We start from the raw sequence: 15,104 nt of genomic DNA on the forward strand, positions 1-15,104 counted from the left end.
CTGTGTCATGAAGCTGCCGCGGGCAGCACCACCTCGAAACGGCACCCGCCGGGGATGTTGTGCACGGTGGCCCGGCCCCGGTGCGCCTCCACGATGCCGCGGACGATCGCCAGGCCGAGTCCGGCGCCCGCCGGCGGTGTCCGGGCGTGGGTGCCGCGCCAGCCGGTGTCGAAGACGCGGGCGAGGTCCTCCTCGGGAATGCCGCCGCAGCTGTCGGAGACGGACAGCACCACGCCGTCGGGGGAGCGTTCGGCGGCCACCATGACGGTGCCGTCGGCGGGCGTCCGGCGGATGGCGTTGACCAGCAGGTTGCCGAGGACCCGGCTCATCTCCTTGCCGTCCACCTCGACCGGCAGGGGTTCCACCCGGTCACCCACCAGTCGTACGCCGTGCTCGTGGGCCAGCGGGTACGCCCCGGCGAGTGCGTCGCCGACCAGGTCGTAGACGGACATCCGGGCCGGGGACAGGGCGAGGGCGCCGGCGTGGATGCGGGAGAGCTCGAAGAGGTCGCCGACCATGCCGTTGAGACGTTCGACCTCGGTGCGGATCTGGCGCAGATAGCGGCCGGGGTCGGCTGCGACGCCGTCCTCCAGCGCCTCGGACATCGCGCGCAGGCCCGCGAGCGGGGTGCGCAGATCGTGCGAGATCCAGGCGACGAGTTCCCGCCGGGACGACTCCAGAGCCCGCTCACGCTCACGGGACTCGGCGAGTTTCGCGCTGGTGGCCTCCAGCTCCCGGCTCAGCGCGGCGAGTTCGGCGGTAGCCGGTCCGTCGGGTGCGGTGAAGTCGCCGCCGTCACCGAAGGAGCGGGCCGCGAGGGCGAGTTCGCGGCTGCGGGCGACCACCCAGCGGCCGAGCGCCGACGCCGTGGCAAAGGAGACGACGGCCGCCATCGCGACCACCGTGGTGACCACGCTCAGGTCGTGCGGGGACAGGAACATCGCCTGCGCCACCGCCAGGGTACCCGCGAGCATGGCGGTCACGGCGACGGCCGCCACCACGGTCAGCGAGCTGGTCAGCGACCGGCGGCGCAGCAGCCACAGGGCGCTCGCGCCGAGCAGCCCGGCCGCGCCGGCGCCGAGCAGGGCGTACAGGGCGATGAGAAGGGTGTCGCGCACGGTCACTCCTCACCGGTGTCGGCGGAGGCCGCCGGGTCGAAGCGGTAGCCGACGCCCCACACCGTCTGGATCAGACGGGGCCGGGCAGGATCGTCCTCGACCTTGTTGCGCAGCCGCCGGACGTGCACCGTGACGGTCGACAGGTCGCCGAAGTCCCAGCCCCACACCTCCCGCATCAGGTCCTCGCGGCTGAACGCCCGGCCGGGATGGCGCAGGAAGAACGCCAGGAGGTCGAACTCGCGCAGGGTGAGCGCCAGTTCGGTGCCGCCTCGGGTGGCGCGGCGGGCCGCCGGGTCGAGGGTGAGTCCGGCCGCGCCGAGGGACCGCACGCCCGCCTCGGGCCGGCTGCGGCGCAGCACGGACTCCACCCTGAGCACCAGCTCCCGGGGGCTGAACGGCTTGGTGACGTAGTCGTCCGCGCCGACCTCCAGGCCGAGGATGCGGTCGTCCTCGTCGCCTCGGGCGGTGAGCATGATGACCGGGACGGGGCCACGGCCGCGCAGCCTCCGGCACACCTCGAGGCCGTCCATGCCGGGCAGCATCAGGTCGAGGACCACCAGGTCGGGCCAGTGGGCGGTGGCGCCGGCGAGGGCGGAGGGCCCGTCACCCGCCCGGTCCACCAGGTATCCGGCGCGGTCGAGGTAGCCCGCGACGACCTCGGCCACGGTCGGGTCGTCGTCGACGACGAGGACCCGGGCCCGGGTGGCCGGGGCCCCTCGGCTCGCGGAGGCGTCCGCGGCCTGCTCGTACGGCTGCTGTTCCATACGGCCAGCCTCGCACCGTCGGCCGCCCCGCGTCGTCCCGCGGCCCCCCTCCCGCGTCGACGTCCGTGTTTCGTAAGGAGCCGGAGTCCGAAATGTCCAATTCCCGTTCGTAGGGTGAGAGACGTGATGACCCCTCCCCCGCTCGAGGACGTCGATGTCGTCCTCCCCTGTCTGAACGAGGCCGAGGCGCTCCCCTGGGTGCTCGCCCGCATTCCCTCCGGCTGGCGTGCGCTCGTCGTCGACAACGGTTCCACCGACGGCTCGGCGGACATCGCCCGGCGCCTCGGCGCCGTCGTCGTCGAGGAGCCGCGCCGTGGCTTCGGCGCGGCCTGCCATGCCGGACTGAGCGCCGCGACCGCCGAAGTCGTGTGCTTCTGCGACTGCGACGCCTCACTCGACCCGGCCCTGCTCGTGCCGTTCGTGCGCGAGGTCCGACGCCGTGAGGCCGACCTGGTCCTCGGGCGCAGACGCCCGCAGGGCCGCGGCGCGTGGCCCGCGCACGCCCGGGCCGGCAACATCGCGCTCGCCCGGATGCTGCGCCGCCGCACCGGGCTGCGGCTGCACGACCTCGGTCCGCTGCGCGCCGCCCGCCGGGAGGCGCTTCTCGGGCTCGGTCTGACCGACCGGCGCAGCGGTTACCCGCTGCAGATGGTCGTGCGGGCCGCCGACGCCGGCTGGCGGGTGGCCGAGCACGACGTCCCGTATCTGCCGCGGTCCGGCGCGTCCAAGGTGACGGGCACCTGGCGCGGCACCTGGCAGGCGGTGCGCGACATGAGCCGCGTGCTGGCCGAACCCCCGACGCCGGCATCGGCGCCCGCGGCGAGCACGGATCCCGCTTCGGCTCCCGTGCCCGCGCAGGAAGGCGTCCGCCGATGACCACCCTGCTCGTCGTCGCCAAGGAACCGCGGCCGGGCCGGGTGAAGACCCGCCTCACCCCGCCGTTCACGCCCGCCGAGGCCGCCGCGCTCGCCGAGGCGGCCCTCGATGACACCCTGCGCACGGTCGCCGCGACACCCGCCGAGCGTCGCGTGCTCGTGCTGGACGGGGAGAGCGGACCGTGGCTGCCGCCCGGCTTCGACGTCGTGCCGCAGTGCCCGGGCGGTCTCGACGAGCGGCTCGCCACGGCCTTCGCCGGATGCGAAGGTCCGGCCCTGCTGATCGGGATGGACACCCCCCAGGTGACACCGGGGCTGCTCACCGTGGACTTCGACGGGTACGACGCCTGCTTCGGCCCCGCCGAGGACGGCGGTTTCTGGGCGCTCGGGCTGGCCCACCCCGACCCGGATCTGCTGCGCGGGGTGCCGATGTCGACGGCCGCCACCGGCGCGGTGCAGCGGGCTCGTCTCGTCGCCGCCGGACTGCGCGTGCGCGATCTGCCGCGCCTGCGGGACGTGGACACGTCCGCCGACGCGCAGGCGGTCGCCGCAGGCGCCCCGCACGGCCGCTTCGCCGCCGCCCTGGCCCGGCTCCGCGCGGTCGGCAGCCGATGAGCACGACGCGCGAGGCGGTGACGCACGAGATGTTGACGCACGAGGTGTTGACGAACGAGGTGATGACGAACCATGTGACGACGAACGAGGCGGTCACGAACACGGTGGTCACGCGCGAGGCGGCGACACGCGAGGCGTCGCCGCGTGACGGAGCGGTGCACGGCTGGTCCCGCGCCGACCCGTACGCCGAGGCCCTGCGGGCCGGCCGCGGGCCGCTCTTCCTTCGCCGGGGGGACGGCTGGCTGCTGCCCCTGGACGTGGAGCGCTGGTGCGGGCGCGCCGACGCCGTGGACCGGCAGGTCCTGGACCGCTGCGAGGGCGCCGTCCTCGACGTCGGCTGCGGCCCCGGACGGCTGGTCGCCGAGCTCGCGTCCCGGGGCCGGACCGCGCTGGGCATCGACGTCAGCGAGGCCGCCGTCCGGCACACCGTCCGGCTCGGCGGCCCCGCGCTGCGGCGCTCGGTCTTCGAGCCGCTCCCCGGGGAGGGCCGCTGGGGCACCGCCCTGCTCGTCGACGGCAACGTCGGCATCGGCGGCGACGCGGGCGCCCTGCTCGAAAGGCTGGCCGGGGCACTGCTCCCCGGCGGCCTGCTGATCGCCGAGACGGCTCCCGTGGACGTCGACGAGCGCATCAGCGTCCGTCTCGTCGACGTCCGGGGCGGGGCCGGCGCCCCGTTCCCCTGGGCCCGGCTCGGCACCCGGGCACTGCTCCGGCACACCGGCCCGTCGGGCTGGCGGGCGGCCGATCAGTGGTCGGCGGGCGGCCGTTGCTTCGTCGCCCTGCGCAGCCCCGACCGCCGGCGCAGCGCGAGCAGCAGCGCCGAGCCGCCGAAGAGCGCGGCCGTGATCAGCAGCCAGCGGGCGAGGAAGCCGTCCGCGGACATCCCGGTCGCCGACCGGTAACGCTCCTCCACACGCCCGCCGATCAGCGGGAACCACACCAGCAGGAGCAGCCCGGACAGAGCGGCCGGCACCCGCACGTACAGGACCCACGCGCGGTGGCCGGCCGCCTCGAGCGACCTCACGGCCACACGGTCGGCCATCGTGTACAGCGGCAGCAGCACCAGGTCGTGGAGGAGCGCCGCGCCCACGAACCACAGGGCCACCGCCGACCAGTCGTCCGCCAGCAGCCGCACCCCCGCATAGCCGGCCAGCGCGAACGAGCAGGCCAGCAGCAGCAGCGGGAACGGGCCGGCGGTGTTGGCCCCGGGCCGGACGCCGCTCGCCTTGGCACCGGGCGGACGGCTGCCCGCCGTCGCGCCGTGCCGCCTCGCAGGTCGCCTCACAGGTCGCCTCACAGGTCTCTCCTCACCGGGGTGTTCACAGCTCGCCGCACAGCTCGTTCCACCGGCGCCGTCACAGCTCGCCGAACGTCAGCCGGGCGACCCACTTGGTGTTCAGCACGCCGGGCGCGGCGGGCACGATGATCCGGGCCGGGAATCCGTGGTCGGGGGTCAGCGGCTCGCCGTTGACGTCCAGGGCGAGCAGGGAGCGCGGATCGCGCACCTGGTCGGCGCGCAGCGCCGCCCGGCGGAAGGCCCCGCTCCGCTGCAGCGACTCGACCAGGACGTCGGGCGCCGCGTCCGCGTCGTGACCGACCAGGGCGGCGAGATCGCGCAGCCGCACGCCCCGCCACCACTGGTCGGAGGTGGACCAGCCCTCCACGCACGCGATGGGCAGCGCCGCACTGTGCAGGGGGAGGTCGAGCAGCTCGGCCCGGCTCAGCCGGACGGTTGCGGCGGGCCCGGTGACGGTCAGCCGCCACGCGTCCGCGCTCGTCTCGGCCGCGACGATCCCCCGGGACGCGGCCGTCTTGTTGATCTGGAAGCCGCCGGGTCCGCTGCCCGGCTCCGCGCCCCCGTGCGGCGCGAGGAGGGCCGTCCGCCGGGCGAGCCCGTCGAAGCTGCGCCCCGCCGTCGTGAGGAACAGCAGCAGGGACCCGCCTCCGACCAGCCACAGCGCGCCCCGCCGCGTCACCGTGGGTTCCGCGGGACGCGGCGCGGCCAGCGAGACCTCCGCGCCTCGGGCGGCCTCCTCCGACGCAGGCTCCGGCCCGTCCCTAGAGGGCTCCGGCTCGTCCCGCAGCCGGCGCAGGTTGCGTACCGCGGCCGGCGTGCGCAGCACCGCGTGCACCGCGAACGCGGCGAAGAACACCCACGCCCCGTAGAAGTGCAACGGGTAGAAGGAGCCCGGGAAGACGTAGTCCAGCTGGACGTTGAGCACGCCGGTGACGAACTCGAAGAGCGCGCCGCCGACCAGCAGGAGCAGCGACAGGCGTTCCAGCGCATGGGTGAGCGACCGCGCGGGCGGCAGCGTGAACAGCCGGGGGATCACCGACCACAGCTTCGCGAGCAGGACGGGGATCAGGGTGATCCCGAGCGTGACGTGGACGCCCTGGGTGAGTCGGTAGAGCCAGGGCGGATCCGTCGGCCACGCGAAGAGATAGAAGCCGAGCAGCCCCTTGTCCGGGGTCTTGTCGTTCACGGGCGAGAGATCCGGGTTGTACGCGGCGTACGACAGCAGCCCCGTCACGAACAGCACGGTGATCCCGCCGAGCAGCACGATGCCGAGCACGGAGGTGAACCACGGACCGCGCAGCGGACTGCGCCAGAACCGGGGGGAGGTCGGCAGGCGGGGGGAGGCGGACAGGGACGGCAGGGTGGGCAACCGTGACATGCGCCGACCGTAGGCCGACGCGACCGGGCAACGGGGCCTTCGACACATGACGAAACGCTGACGTCCACGGGCTCGGCGGCGCCGACGGGCCCGCGGCGGCCTAGCGTTCCCCTGTGAATCGTGATCATCTCCGTGACCTGGGTGCGACGGTGGCAGCTGCGCTGCTCGTCGCGGCCGCCGTGCTGGTCGGTACCGCGATCGAGCGGGACCACGGGACCCTTCGGGTGAACTGGCCCCCGCTGCTGGCCACCTGGCAGCCGCACGTCGGGCCGGGCACCCCGGCGGCGATCGTCGTCGCGGTCGCCGTCGTGGCCTGCGGACCGGCCGTCGCGGCCCGGCTGCGGTGGCGGACGCTGCTCTGGTCTGCGTGGGGCGCCTCGACCGCCTGGATCGGGTCTCTGGCGCTCGTCGACGGCTGGCAGCGCGGGATCGCCGGCCGGCTCACGACCCGGCACGAGTACCTGCGGGTCATCGGCCGTTTCCAGGACATCCCGGCCACCCTGCGGGACTTCACCCACCACATCCTGCTGCAGTCCCCCGACAACTGGCCGGCGCACGTCGCGGGCCACCCGCCCGCGGCGCCGATCACCTTCGTCCTGCTCGACCGGGTGGGACTCGGCGGCGGAGGCTGGGCCGGGGTCTGGTGCATCACCGTCGGCGCGTCGGCGTGCGCGGCGGTCCTCGTCGCCGTGCGGGCTCTCGTGGGCGAGGGCCACGCCCGCAGGGCGGCGCCGTTCCTGGTGCTGGCGCCGGCCGCGGTGTGGACGGGCACCTCCGCCGACGGCTACTTCGCGGCGGTCGCCGCCTGGACGATCGCCTTCCTGGCCCTCGCGGTCACCGGGCGCCGGCCGCGCCGGGCCGGCGTCGCCGCGGGACTCCTCTTCGGGCTCACCTGCTATCTCTCGTACGGCCTCACGCTGTTCGCCGTGATCGGGGCCGCCGTCGTGCTGCTCGGCGGGCCGCAACGGCTGCGGTCGCTGCCGTACGTCGTCGCCGGGGCCGCCGTCGTCCCGCTCGCGTTCACTCTGGCGGGTTTCGACTGGTGGGAGGCGTACCGGCTGCTGGTCGACCGCTACTACCAGGGCGCCGGCGGCGTCCGGCCCTACGGCTACTGGGTGTGGGCCAACCTCGCCTGCACGGTCCTGATCGTGGGTCCGGCCACGGTGGCCGCTCTGCGGCGCGCCGGCGGCGCGTTCCCCCGTTCCCGGGCGCAGCTCGTGGACGTGCGGGGCGCCTCCCCCGACTTCCGTCTCGCCCTGCTGGTCGCCGCGGCGCTCGCCGCGCTGCTGGTCGCCGATCTGTCCGGGATGAGCAAGGCGGAGACCGAGCGCATCTGGCTGCCGTTCGCCCAGTGGCTGCTCGCCGCGTGCGCTCTGCTGCCCCGGCCCCGACCGTGGCTCGCCGCGCAGGCCGTGCTCGCGCTGCTCGTCAACCATCTGCTGCTGACGGGCTGGTGACGCCGTACCGCGATCACTGGGACCGCTTCCGCGGGCTTCGGCCGTCCGGGAGACCGTCGATGTTCTTCGTGACCCACGTCACAAAGAGGCGCGGACCACCACCAGTTCCTCGCGGCTCTCGCCTTCCTCCAGCAGGCCCTGCTGGACGAGCCACCGGTGGCGGGAGCGCAGCACCGGGCCGTGCGGCACGGTGGCCCGGTCGGTGACCGCGGCGCACAGTCCGACGTCCGCGAGACGCCTCAAAGTGGCCCGGGTGTCGCACAGGCTCGAGTGCACGAGCAGCAGGGCGCCCCCGGGGTTCAGGACGGCGGGCGCCTCGGCGCAGATCCGGTCGATGAACACGCGCCCGTCCCGACCCGCGTCCCAGGCCCTCGCCAGACCCCGGTGCGGCAGCGCCGTGGCGGGCGACGGCACATAGGGCGGGTTGCTCACGACCAGGTCGTAACGGCGCCCCGGCACGGCCGCGGTGAGGTCGCCCCGGCGACAGCGGACCCGCTGGCCGGCCAGCAGCGCGTTGAACCGCGCGGTCAGCACGGCCAGCCGTGAGATGTCGACCGCCGTCACCCGGGCGCCCAGGCGTGCGGCCTCGACGGCGAGGGCCCCGGAGCCGGTGCCCAGGTCCAGCACCTCCGTGGCGGAGCCGATGTCCTCACGGGACAGGGCGCGCGTCAGCAGCCGGGTGTCCCACTGGGGGGTGTACACCCCCGGCGGGGTGAAGGCCCGGGCCGGCGCCAGCGGCGCCCATGCTTCCGCCGTCATCGCGTTCTCCGTTCGGCAGGGCGCTCCCGGTACGGGGCGCGTCGCTCCGCCCCACTGAGTGCCCACTCGCCGCTGCTCCACACACGCCCCTCGCGCCCCTCGCGGCCGGTCCGACGGTGTGCGTGAGCAGCTGATCAGACGATGTCCGGCTCGTCCTCCGGGTCCGTGGCCGTCGTGACGGCGGACGCGACACGGCGGTACGCCGCCCGGGCATGACCGATGCGCGCGACCGCCGTGCCGACGAGGGTGGCGGCGCACAGGCAGGTGAGCCAGAAGGTGTCCCGGTGGCCGGTCCAGGTGAGGGTGCCGGCGGGCGGTATGGCGAAGCCGTTGAGGGTCAGCCAGCACAACAGGGCGGTGCCGGGGGCCGCCGTGAAGCGAGCGCCCAGACCCAGCAGGCCGGCCAGCAGGGACAGCGCGGCCAGGGCGAGCCCGGGACGGTCGGAGCCCACGAGCATGTTGTGCACCGTCACCAGCGTCAGCGCGCCGACGCAGGCGGTCGCCCACACCAGGGGAGTCGCGAGGGGCTGGGGCACGGGCCTGGTGCCCTGCCTGAGGGACACCCACTCGATCATCTTCCACGCCTCCTTCCGGCCCCCGCGCCGAAGGGCCGCCGGCCGGCGCAGCGCCGGCCCCACGGCAGCGTGGACCTGAACGGATTCTCCCACCCGGCGGCCGGGGCGCCGAGCCCGGCTTCGGTCACCCGGCCCGGCACGGCCTAGGCTGGAGCAACGTTCACAGCACGCTCGATCCAGACTGGGGGCAGTCGTGGGGGCTCCGCGCCTGAGCAGTACGCCGTTGCCGGGCATCGGCGTCCGCTATGACCTGACCACACGGGAGCAGCGCCGTGTCTCGGTGGTCGCGCATCGCGACGGAGCCCGGACACTCAACGCCTACCAGGAGGACGATCCCGACGCCTGCGCCCTGTCGGTGCGCCTGACCTCCGGGGAGGCGGCGGCGCTCATCGACGCGATGACGCCGACGCACCACAGCCCCAGCCTGCTGTCGACCACCGAGCTGGGTCTGGTGGCGGAACGCGTCGAGCTGACGGCCACGTCGCACTGGAACGGGCGGCTGCTCGGGGAGACCCGGATGCGGACCGAGACCGGTGTCTCGATCGTGGCCGTGCTGCGCCGCGCCGAGGCCATCCCGTCGCCGACGCCGCAGTTCCGGCTGACCGGCGGGGACACCCTGATCGTGATCGGCACCCGGGAGGGCGTGGACGCGGCCGCCGCGATCCTCGAACGCGAGTGAGCCGGCCGGCCCTCCCGGCGCGGGGCCTCAGGCCGACACACCGGTCGGATGCAGGGGTTTGACCGGCCAGTTGAGCAGACGGGCGCCGATGACCGCGGTCTGCAGCGTGTAGCGGTGGCCGGGGTCGGCGGGGTCGGCGCCGGTCAAGTGGTGGACGCGTTCCAGCCGGTAGGTGAGGGCGCGCACGCTCAGCGAGAGCTGCCGGGCTGCGGCCGCCGCCACGCACCCGGAGTCGAAGTACGCCGTCAGGGTCGCGAGCAGCGGCTGGGCGCCGCCGCGGGCCCGTTCGAGCGGCCCGAGGACGCTGTGGACCAGATCGACCAGCGCCTGCCGGTCGCGGGCGAGGACGGGGAAGACGAGCAGGTCGGCTGCGCGCAGCAGCGGCTCGTCGAGGGCCATGCGCTGGGCCACGTCCAGGGCGTTGAGCGCCTCTTCGTAACTGTGGCCGATGCCGACCAGGCCCGGCCTGGGTCTGCCGACGGCGACCTGGACCTGCCCCATGGCCGCGGCGTAGGCCTGCTTGGCGAAGTGGGTGAGGACCTCGTCCTGGTCGCCGGGGGCGATGCACACCATCCGGCCGTGCTTGGTGGTGAACAGGATGCGGCGGTTCTCGAAGCGGCCGAACAGCTCGTCCGCCACCCGGCGGGGCACGGGGTGCGACTCGTCGTACTCGACGGGTCCCTCGGCCACCGCGACCGCATGGGCGCGGGACAGACGCAGGCCGAACCGCTCGGAGCGCTCGGCGAGTTGTCCCGGGGCCCCGCGCCCGTGCAGCAGGTCGTCGATGAACTCCCGGCGCGCGGCCTCCTCCTTGCGGATCACGAGGCGCTGCGCGCTCTCATAGCCGTCGGCGAAGGCGTCCAGGGCCTGTTCGACGACAGTGAGGACGCCGGCCGGGTCGGCCCCGCGCGGCCAGCCCTCCCGGCCGGCGGCGAGGTGGGCCCGGACGAGGCTGCGCCAGTCGTGCCCGGCTTCGGCGGCCCGCGCGCCGTGCGCCCGCCGGGACTGGATCTCCTCCCGGGTCAGACGGCGGCCGGTGCCGGCGGCGTCCGCGAGCATCCGCTGGAAGCCGTCGAGGAACGGCTCGGGCGTGGTGCGGTCGGTCATGGCCTCCCCGTTCGGCTCGGACGTCCTCGCCGGCGGATTATCTCCCTGTCGCGAAGGGGCGCCGTCATCAGGGGGTCGTACCCGCCTCGCGGCACGCCGTTCCTCAACGGCTCGCGGGCACGGCGCCGCCACCCGCGGTCCCGGCGGCTCCGGCGGCTCCGGCGGCTCCGGCGGGTTCCACGGCGTCGGCGGCGCCGATGGCCCCGGCCGCGCCCGCCGGCGTCGCGCGCGACGCGGTGAGACGGCCGGCGAGGGGCTCGGTCCAGCGGGCGGCGAGCGGCCCGAGGATGACCAGGATCAGCACGTACGCGGTCGCCAGCGGTCCGATGCGCGGTTCCACGCCGACCGCGAGTCCGGCGATGACGATGGAGAACTCGCCCCGTGCGACCAGGGTTCCGCCCGCCCGCCATCGGCCCCTGACCGAGATCTGGGCGCGGCGCGCCGCCCAGTACCCGGTGGCGATCTTGGTCAGGGTGGTGACGGTGGCCAGGGCCAGTGCGGGGAACAGGACGGGCGGGATGGCCGCGGGGTCGGTGTGCAGTCCGAAGAAGACGAAGAAGACGGCGGCGAACAGGTCCCGCAGCGGGGTGAGGAGGCTGCTGGCGCCCTCGGCCACCTCGCCGGACAGGGCGATGCCGACGAGGAAGGCGCCGACGGCCGCGGAGACCTGGAGGCGCTGGGCGATGCCGGCGACCAGAAGGGTGAGGCCGAGGACGACGAGCAGCAGCATCTCGGCGCTGTCGGAGGAGACCGCGCGGCTGATCAGGCGTCCGTGCCGCAGTGCCACGTACAGGACCGCCCCGACGGTGCCGAGGGCGATCAGGAGGGTGAGCGCGCCGCCCGCGAGGCTCACGCCGGCCAGCAGAGCGGTGAGGATCGGCAGGTAGACGGCCATGGAGAGGTCCTCCATCACCAGGATGCCGAGGACGACCGGGGTTTCGCGGTTGCCCAGCCGGCGCAGGTCGCCGAGGACCTTGGCGATCACGCCCGAGGAGGAGATCCAGGTGACGCCGGCCAGCGCGACGGCGGCGACCGGCCCCCAGCCGAGGAGCAGGGCCGCGGCCGCGCCGGGAACGGCGTTGAGCACGAAGTCGACCGCGCCGGAGGGGTACTGGGTCTTCAGACTGGTGACGAGTTCGGAGGCGCTGTACTCCAGGCCGAGCAGGAGCAGCAGGAGGATGACCCCTATCTCGGCGCCGGTCGCGATGAACTCCTCGCTCGCTTCCAGGGGCAGCATGCCGCCCTGGCCGAAGGCGAGCCCGGCGAGCAGGTACAGGGGTATGGGCGAGAAGCCCACCCGGCCCGCCAGGCGACCCAGCAGGCCCAGGACGAGGATGATCGCCCCGAGTTCGATGAGCAGGGCGGTGGTGTCGTGCACGGGCGTCTGTCCTCCGTCGGTCGGGATCGGTGGTGGCGCGTCGGTCGAGGTCGGCGGTGTGCGTCGGTGCTGTCGCGGAGCCGGCGGGTCGCCCCCGGGTGTGCGGGCGCAGGGCGGATCGACCGTGCGCCCGCGGGGAACGCGGACTTCGCGGGCGGGGTGGTCGCCGCGTGGGCCCTGTACGGAGCGGCCGGCGCCGCGGGCGGCGCAGCTGTTCACGCCCCGGACGCCGGACCGGGGCGAGCCGTGGGCGGGAGCGGGCTTCGGTCCGTCCGGGGCGCCCGGGGCGCGCAGTACGGAAGGGGGGTCGTGTGCGGGTCAGTACCGGCCGTCGGCGGCGCGGCTCCCGCCGTGCGGGCGGAGCTGCGCGTCAGCGCTGCGGGTGGCCGCTCGGGCCGGTACCGCCGATATCGGGAACGCGGTCGCGAGCGGCGTTGTCGACGCGCACGGGGATGACTCGACCCATGACACGCCCTCCCTCACGTCGGTGACCGACCGCCGGCCGTTGCTCCACGGCAGAGCGCGTCGACGCCCGGCGAAACGTAAGCACTCGGTAAAGAATATTAGCGCAGGCCGGGCTCCCCGCCTCACCGGAGAGGAAGGTGACGGCAGCCCGTGCGCGCCCGGTGCGCGTCGAGGAGTTGCACGCCGATGCCGGTGACGACCAGTCCGGCGGCGATGAGGAGCCCGTGCGACAGGAGGACGCCGCCGCTCAGCGCCGCCACGCCCGTGGCCAGCGTCCAGCGGGCCCCGGTGCGGCGGTACTCGCGGGGCCGGGCAGGGCGTCCGGTCCGCAGCGCCCGGGCGAAACGGGGGTCCTCCCGCTCGAGGCGGGCCGCGAGAGCGACGAGAGGCTCTTCTTCGGAGTGCGGCACGGGCGCTCCTCTCCTGGCGGTGGGCGCGAAGGGCCCAACTGCCTTATGTCCGGGCGGGATACGTGCACAAACGCCGCAGTCGACGCCCGAGCCGGCCCGCGCGCCGGCCGCCACCGCTCCCCCGGCGACGCCCGCCCGAGGCGCTGTCCGACGGCTCATGCCGGACACGCCCTAGTCGCCCGGCTGTTCCCCCGGTGTCTGCGGCGACGTCGAGGCGTGGTCCGGCGAGGCCGCCAGCCGGGGCAGGACGAAGGTCCACAGCTGTGTCACGCGCTCCACGGAGAGCACCTCACGGTCCGCCGCTCCCATCACCTCGAAGCCCGCCGTCGCGGCCACGATCACGGTCGTGGCGACGTCGGCCGGGACGTCCCGCGCGAGCTCCCCGTCGCGCTGTGCCTGTACGACGAGCTCGTGCACCCACGCCTGCCACCAGCGCAGCAGCCGCGTCCCATCCTTGCGCGAGGGGTCACCGCTCAGCCGGAACCCCGCCCGGATCACGGGGTCGGCGACCACCGCCAGCAGCAGTCCGCAGGCCGTGTGCACGAGCGACTGCAGCAGTGTGTCCGCCCGGCTGCGGCATCGTTCGGCGAGGCGCTGTGCACCGTCCGCCGCCGCCCTCTCCACCTCCGCCGCCAGATCGTGCTTGCTGGCGAAGTGGAAGTGCAGGGCGCCGTTGCTCACCCCCGCCCGTTCGCTGATGACCGGAAGGGACGCCCCGGCGTATCCCTCGGCGGCGAACACCTCGGCCGCCGCCCGGACAAGGGCCTGGCGGGTGCGGACCGCCCGTGCCTGCTTGACCATCAGGTCTTCCTCCCCAGCCTGCGCGGACGGCCAAGAGCCGCGTCCTGCGTCCGGCGGAACGGGGAGAGCATCCCACCGCGGCGGCGCCGAAGTAAACCGCGCGCTCGGTATCTTCGGCTCGCGCCCGTTGCCCTTCGGCCGCCGTGGGCGGAGGAACGTTGTCCGGTTCAGGTCTGGACCGCAGCGAGCCGGACGGGAAGCGTCCGGTAACTGTTCATCAGGAAGCTGGGCAACGGCAGGAGTTCTTCCGGTGCACAGGCGAGTTCCATGCGGGGGAAGCGCTCGAAGAGCGCGGCGAACGCGCTCTCCGCCTCCACTGCGGCCAGCGGCGCTCCGAGGCAGCGGTGCGGCCCGTGGCCGAAGCCGAGGCCGTCGCGGTCCTTGCGCAGCACGTCGAACCGCTCGGCGTGCGGCCCGTAGCGTTGCGGATCCCGGCCCCCCGCCGCGAAGTTGACGAGGATGGCCTCGCCCTTGCGGATCAGCACGCCGTCCAGATCGATGTCCTCGACGGCGAACCTCATGGGCGAGTAGGCCCCGGGGGTGTGGACCCGCATCGTCTCGGCGGCCACGTCCTGCCAGGTCGCGCGCCCGGCCCGGACGTGCTCGAGCTGCTCGGGCCGTCGCAGCAGCGCGCCGACCGCGTTGGTGATCAGGGCGGCCGTGGTGTCCTGCCCTCCGGCGATCATGAGGAACAGGGTGCCCAGCAGTTCCTCCTCGGTGAGCCGGTCCTCCTGGTCACGTGCCTGGATCAGCAGCGACGTGAGGTCGTCCCCCGGCTCGGCCCGCTTGGCCTTCACCAGGTCCGACAGCCGGACGAAGGCCTCCAGACGGGCCGCCTCGATCTCCCGGCCGCTGATCGTCGTCCCGAACACCGTGTGCAGGGCCGCGCACAGGGCGTCGGTGGCCTCGCCCTGGGCCACCCCGAACAGTTCGCAGATCACCCGCATCGGCAGCAGCTCCGCGAACGAGGCCCGCAGGTCCACGGGTTCTTCCGGCCTGCTCACCGCGAGCCCGTCGACGAGTTCGGCCGCGATCTGCGCCACCCGTGGCCGCATCGCCTCCGAACGCCGCGCGGTGAACGCCCCCGCCACCAGCCTGCGCAGCCGGGTGTGCGACTCGCCGTAGGCGAAGAGCATGTTCTCGTTGATCACCCAGGGGTAGAGCGGCCACTCCTCGGTGATGCGCCCCTCGATCAGCTCCGGCCAGTGCCGGCGTGCGTCCTTCGACACCCGGGGATCGGTCAGCAGCCGCTCCACCTCGCGCTGCCGCAGCACCGCCCACGCGATCACGCCTCCCGGCAACTCCACCCGCACGGCGGGCCCTTGGGCCCGGAGCATCGCCGCCTCGCCCGCGAGATCGCGCCCGGTCACGTCCAGGGCGTAGGGGCAGGTTGTCGTATCCATCGTCGAACTCCCAGGGTCGGTCC

15 protein-coding genes are annotated in these 15,104 nt (G+C 74.5%); 5 read left to right on the plus strand and 10 right to left on the minus strand.

Annotated features, from left to right (window positions below; genetic code table 11):
• Positions 1-5: 5 nt before the first annotated feature.
• Both OHS82_RS04830 and OHS82_RS04835 read right to left on the minus strand, forming a co-directional pair.
• The gene (locus OHS82_RS04830) at positions 6-1,118 is read right to left on the minus strand and encodes a sensor histidine kinase (protein ID WP_057576823.1); all 1,113 of its coding nucleotides are present in this window, start codon (positions 1,116-1,118) and stop codon (positions 6-8) included.
• Between the two features lie 2 nt (positions 1,119-1,120).
• Entirely contained in the window at positions 1,121-1,882 is a 762-nt protein-coding gene (locus OHS82_RS04835; protein ID WP_057576822.1) for a response regulator transcription factor, read from the minus strand.
• 126 nt (positions 1,883-2,008) lie between these two features.
• Here OHS82_RS04835 and OHS82_RS04840 point away from each other — a divergent pair, with 126 nt between their 5' ends.
• From OHS82_RS04840 to OHS82_RS04850, 3 genes are all read left to right on the plus strand, one after another.
• Complete coding sequence (locus tag OHS82_RS04840; RefSeq protein WP_328436021.1) at positions 2,009-2,758, plus strand: glycosyltransferase family 2 protein; 750 nt, start codon at positions 2,009-2,011, stop codon at positions 2,756-2,758.
• Positions 2,755-3,372: a TIGR04282 family arsenosugar biosynthesis glycosyltransferase gene (locus tag OHS82_RS04845; RefSeq protein ID WP_328433354.1), complete on the plus strand. Its 618-nt coding sequence runs from the start codon at positions 2,755-2,757 to the stop codon at positions 3,370-3,372. Before OHS82_RS04840 ends, OHS82_RS04845 begins: the two co-directional genes overlap by 4 nt.
• 62 nt (positions 3,373-3,434) lie before the next feature.
• Positions 3,435-4,274, plus strand: a complete 840-nt coding sequence (locus OHS82_RS04850) for a class I SAM-dependent methyltransferase (RefSeq protein WP_443041986.1) — start codon at positions 3,435-3,437, stop codon at positions 4,272-4,274.
• A gap of 453 nt (positions 4,275-4,727) precedes the next feature.
• Here the strand turns inward: OHS82_RS04850 and OHS82_RS04855 are convergent, their stop codons facing one another.
• On the minus strand, positions 4,728-6,047 hold the full coding sequence (locus OHS82_RS04855; RefSeq protein WP_057576814.1) for a molybdopterin-dependent oxidoreductase: 1,320 nt from the start codon (positions 6,045-6,047) through the stop codon (positions 4,728-4,730).
• Between the two features lie 113 nt (positions 6,048-6,160).
• On the opposite strand from OHS82_RS04855, the gene OHS82_RS04860 reads away from it, so the two are divergent.
• Complete coding sequence (locus tag OHS82_RS04860) at positions 6,161-7,504, plus strand: hypothetical protein (RefSeq protein ID WP_057576812.1); 1,344 nt, start codon at positions 6,161-6,163, stop codon at positions 7,502-7,504.
• 78 nt (positions 7,505-7,582) lie between these two features.
• Here OHS82_RS04860 and OHS82_RS04865 read toward each other — a convergent pair whose 3' ends face one another.
• Both OHS82_RS04865 and OHS82_RS04870 read right to left on the minus strand, forming a co-directional pair.
• On the minus strand, positions 7,583-8,263 hold the full coding sequence (locus OHS82_RS04865) for a HemK2/MTQ2 family protein methyltransferase (RefSeq protein ID WP_328433356.1): 681 nt from the start codon (positions 8,261-8,263) through the stop codon (positions 7,583-7,585).
• Between the two features lie 134 nt (positions 8,264-8,397).
• Positions 8,398-8,838 carry a hypothetical protein gene (locus tag OHS82_RS04870; RefSeq protein ID WP_057576808.1) on the minus strand — a complete coding sequence of 147 codons (441 nt, stop codon included), beginning with the start codon at positions 8,836-8,838 and terminating at the stop codon, positions 8,398-8,400.
• 193 nt (positions 8,839-9,031) lie between these two features.
• On the opposite strand from OHS82_RS04870, the gene OHS82_RS04875 reads away from it, so the two are divergent.
• Positions 9,032-9,517: a cation:proton antiporter regulatory subunit gene (locus OHS82_RS04875; protein ID WP_242433032.1), complete on the plus strand. Its 486-nt coding sequence runs from the start codon at positions 9,032-9,034 to the stop codon at positions 9,515-9,517.
• Between the two features lie 27 nt (positions 9,518-9,544).
• Here the strand turns inward: OHS82_RS04875 and OHS82_RS04880 are convergent, their stop codons facing one another.
• The 5 genes from OHS82_RS04880 to OHS82_RS04900 form a co-directional block, all read right to left on the minus strand.
• On the minus strand, positions 9,545-10,624 hold the full coding sequence (locus OHS82_RS04880) for a PucR family transcriptional regulator (protein ID WP_206779592.1): 1,080 nt from the start codon (positions 10,622-10,624) through the stop codon (positions 9,545-9,547).
• Positions 10,625-10,727: 103 nt separating this feature from the next.
• Positions 10,728-12,002: a cation:proton antiporter gene (locus OHS82_RS04885; RefSeq protein WP_328433357.1), complete on the minus strand. Its 1,275-nt coding sequence runs from the start codon at positions 12,000-12,002 to the stop codon at positions 10,728-10,730.
• A 587-nt stretch (positions 12,003-12,589) separates the two neighbouring features.
• Positions 12,590-12,877: a DUF3040 domain-containing protein gene (locus OHS82_RS04890; protein WP_057576806.1), complete on the minus strand. Its 288-nt coding sequence runs from the start codon at positions 12,875-12,877 to the stop codon at positions 12,590-12,592.
• 171 nt (positions 12,878-13,048) lie between these two features.
• On the minus strand, positions 13,049-13,678 hold the full coding sequence (locus OHS82_RS04895; protein ID WP_057576804.1) for a ScbR family autoregulator-binding transcription factor: 630 nt from the start codon (positions 13,676-13,678) through the stop codon (positions 13,049-13,051).
• Positions 13,679-13,845: 167 nt separating this feature from the next.
• Complete coding sequence (locus OHS82_RS04900; RefSeq protein ID WP_328433358.1) at positions 13,846-15,081, minus strand: cytochrome P450 family protein; 1,236 nt, start codon at positions 15,079-15,081, stop codon at positions 13,846-13,848.
• Positions 15,082-15,104: the final 23 nt, after the last annotated feature.

This window comes from Streptomyces sp. NBC_00425 (assembly GCF_036030735.1).
Classification (GTDB): Bacteria; Actinomycetota; Actinomycetes; order Streptomycetales; family Streptomycetaceae; genus Streptomyces.

Bases quoted from the DNA above. Each gene is read 5' to 3' on its own strand.
- OHS82_RS04835 (WP_057576822.1), bottom strand. From the start codon at position 1,882: ATGGAACAGCAGCCGTACGAGCAGGCCGCGGACGCCTCCGCGAGCCGA.
- OHS82_RS04840 (WP_328436021.1), top strand. From the start codon at position 2,009: ATGACCCCTCCCCCGCTCGAGGACGTCGATGTCGTCCTCCCCTGTCTG.
- OHS82_RS04845 (WP_328433354.1), top strand. From the start codon at position 2,755: ATGACCACCCTGCTCGTCGTCGCCAAGGAACCGCGGCCGGGCCGGGTG.
- OHS82_RS04850 (WP_443041986.1), top strand. From the start codon at position 3,435: ATGACGAACCATGTGACGACGAACGAGGCGGTCACGAACACGGTGGTC.
- OHS82_RS04855 (WP_057576814.1), bottom strand. From the start codon at position 6,047: ATGTCACGGTTGCCCACCCTGCCGTCCCTGTCCGCCTCCCCCCGCCTG.
- OHS82_RS04865 (WP_328433356.1), bottom strand. From the start codon at position 8,263: ATGACGGCGGAAGCATGGGCGCCGCTGGCGCCGGCCCGGGCCTTCACC.
- OHS82_RS04870 (WP_057576808.1), bottom strand. From the start codon at position 8,838: ATGATCGAGTGGGTGTCCCTCAGGCAGGGCACCAGGCCCGTGCCCCAG.
- OHS82_RS04880 (WP_206779592.1), bottom strand. From the start codon at position 10,624: ATGACCGACCGCACCACGCCCGAGCCGTTCCTCGACGGCTTCCAGCGG.
- OHS82_RS04895 (WP_057576804.1), bottom strand. From the start codon at position 13,678: ATGGTCAAGCAGGCACGGGCGGTCCGCACCCGCCAGGCCCTTGTCCGG.
- OHS82_RS04900 (WP_328433358.1), bottom strand. From the start codon at position 15,081: ATGGATACGACAACCTGCCCCTACGCCCTGGACGTGACCGGGCGCGAT.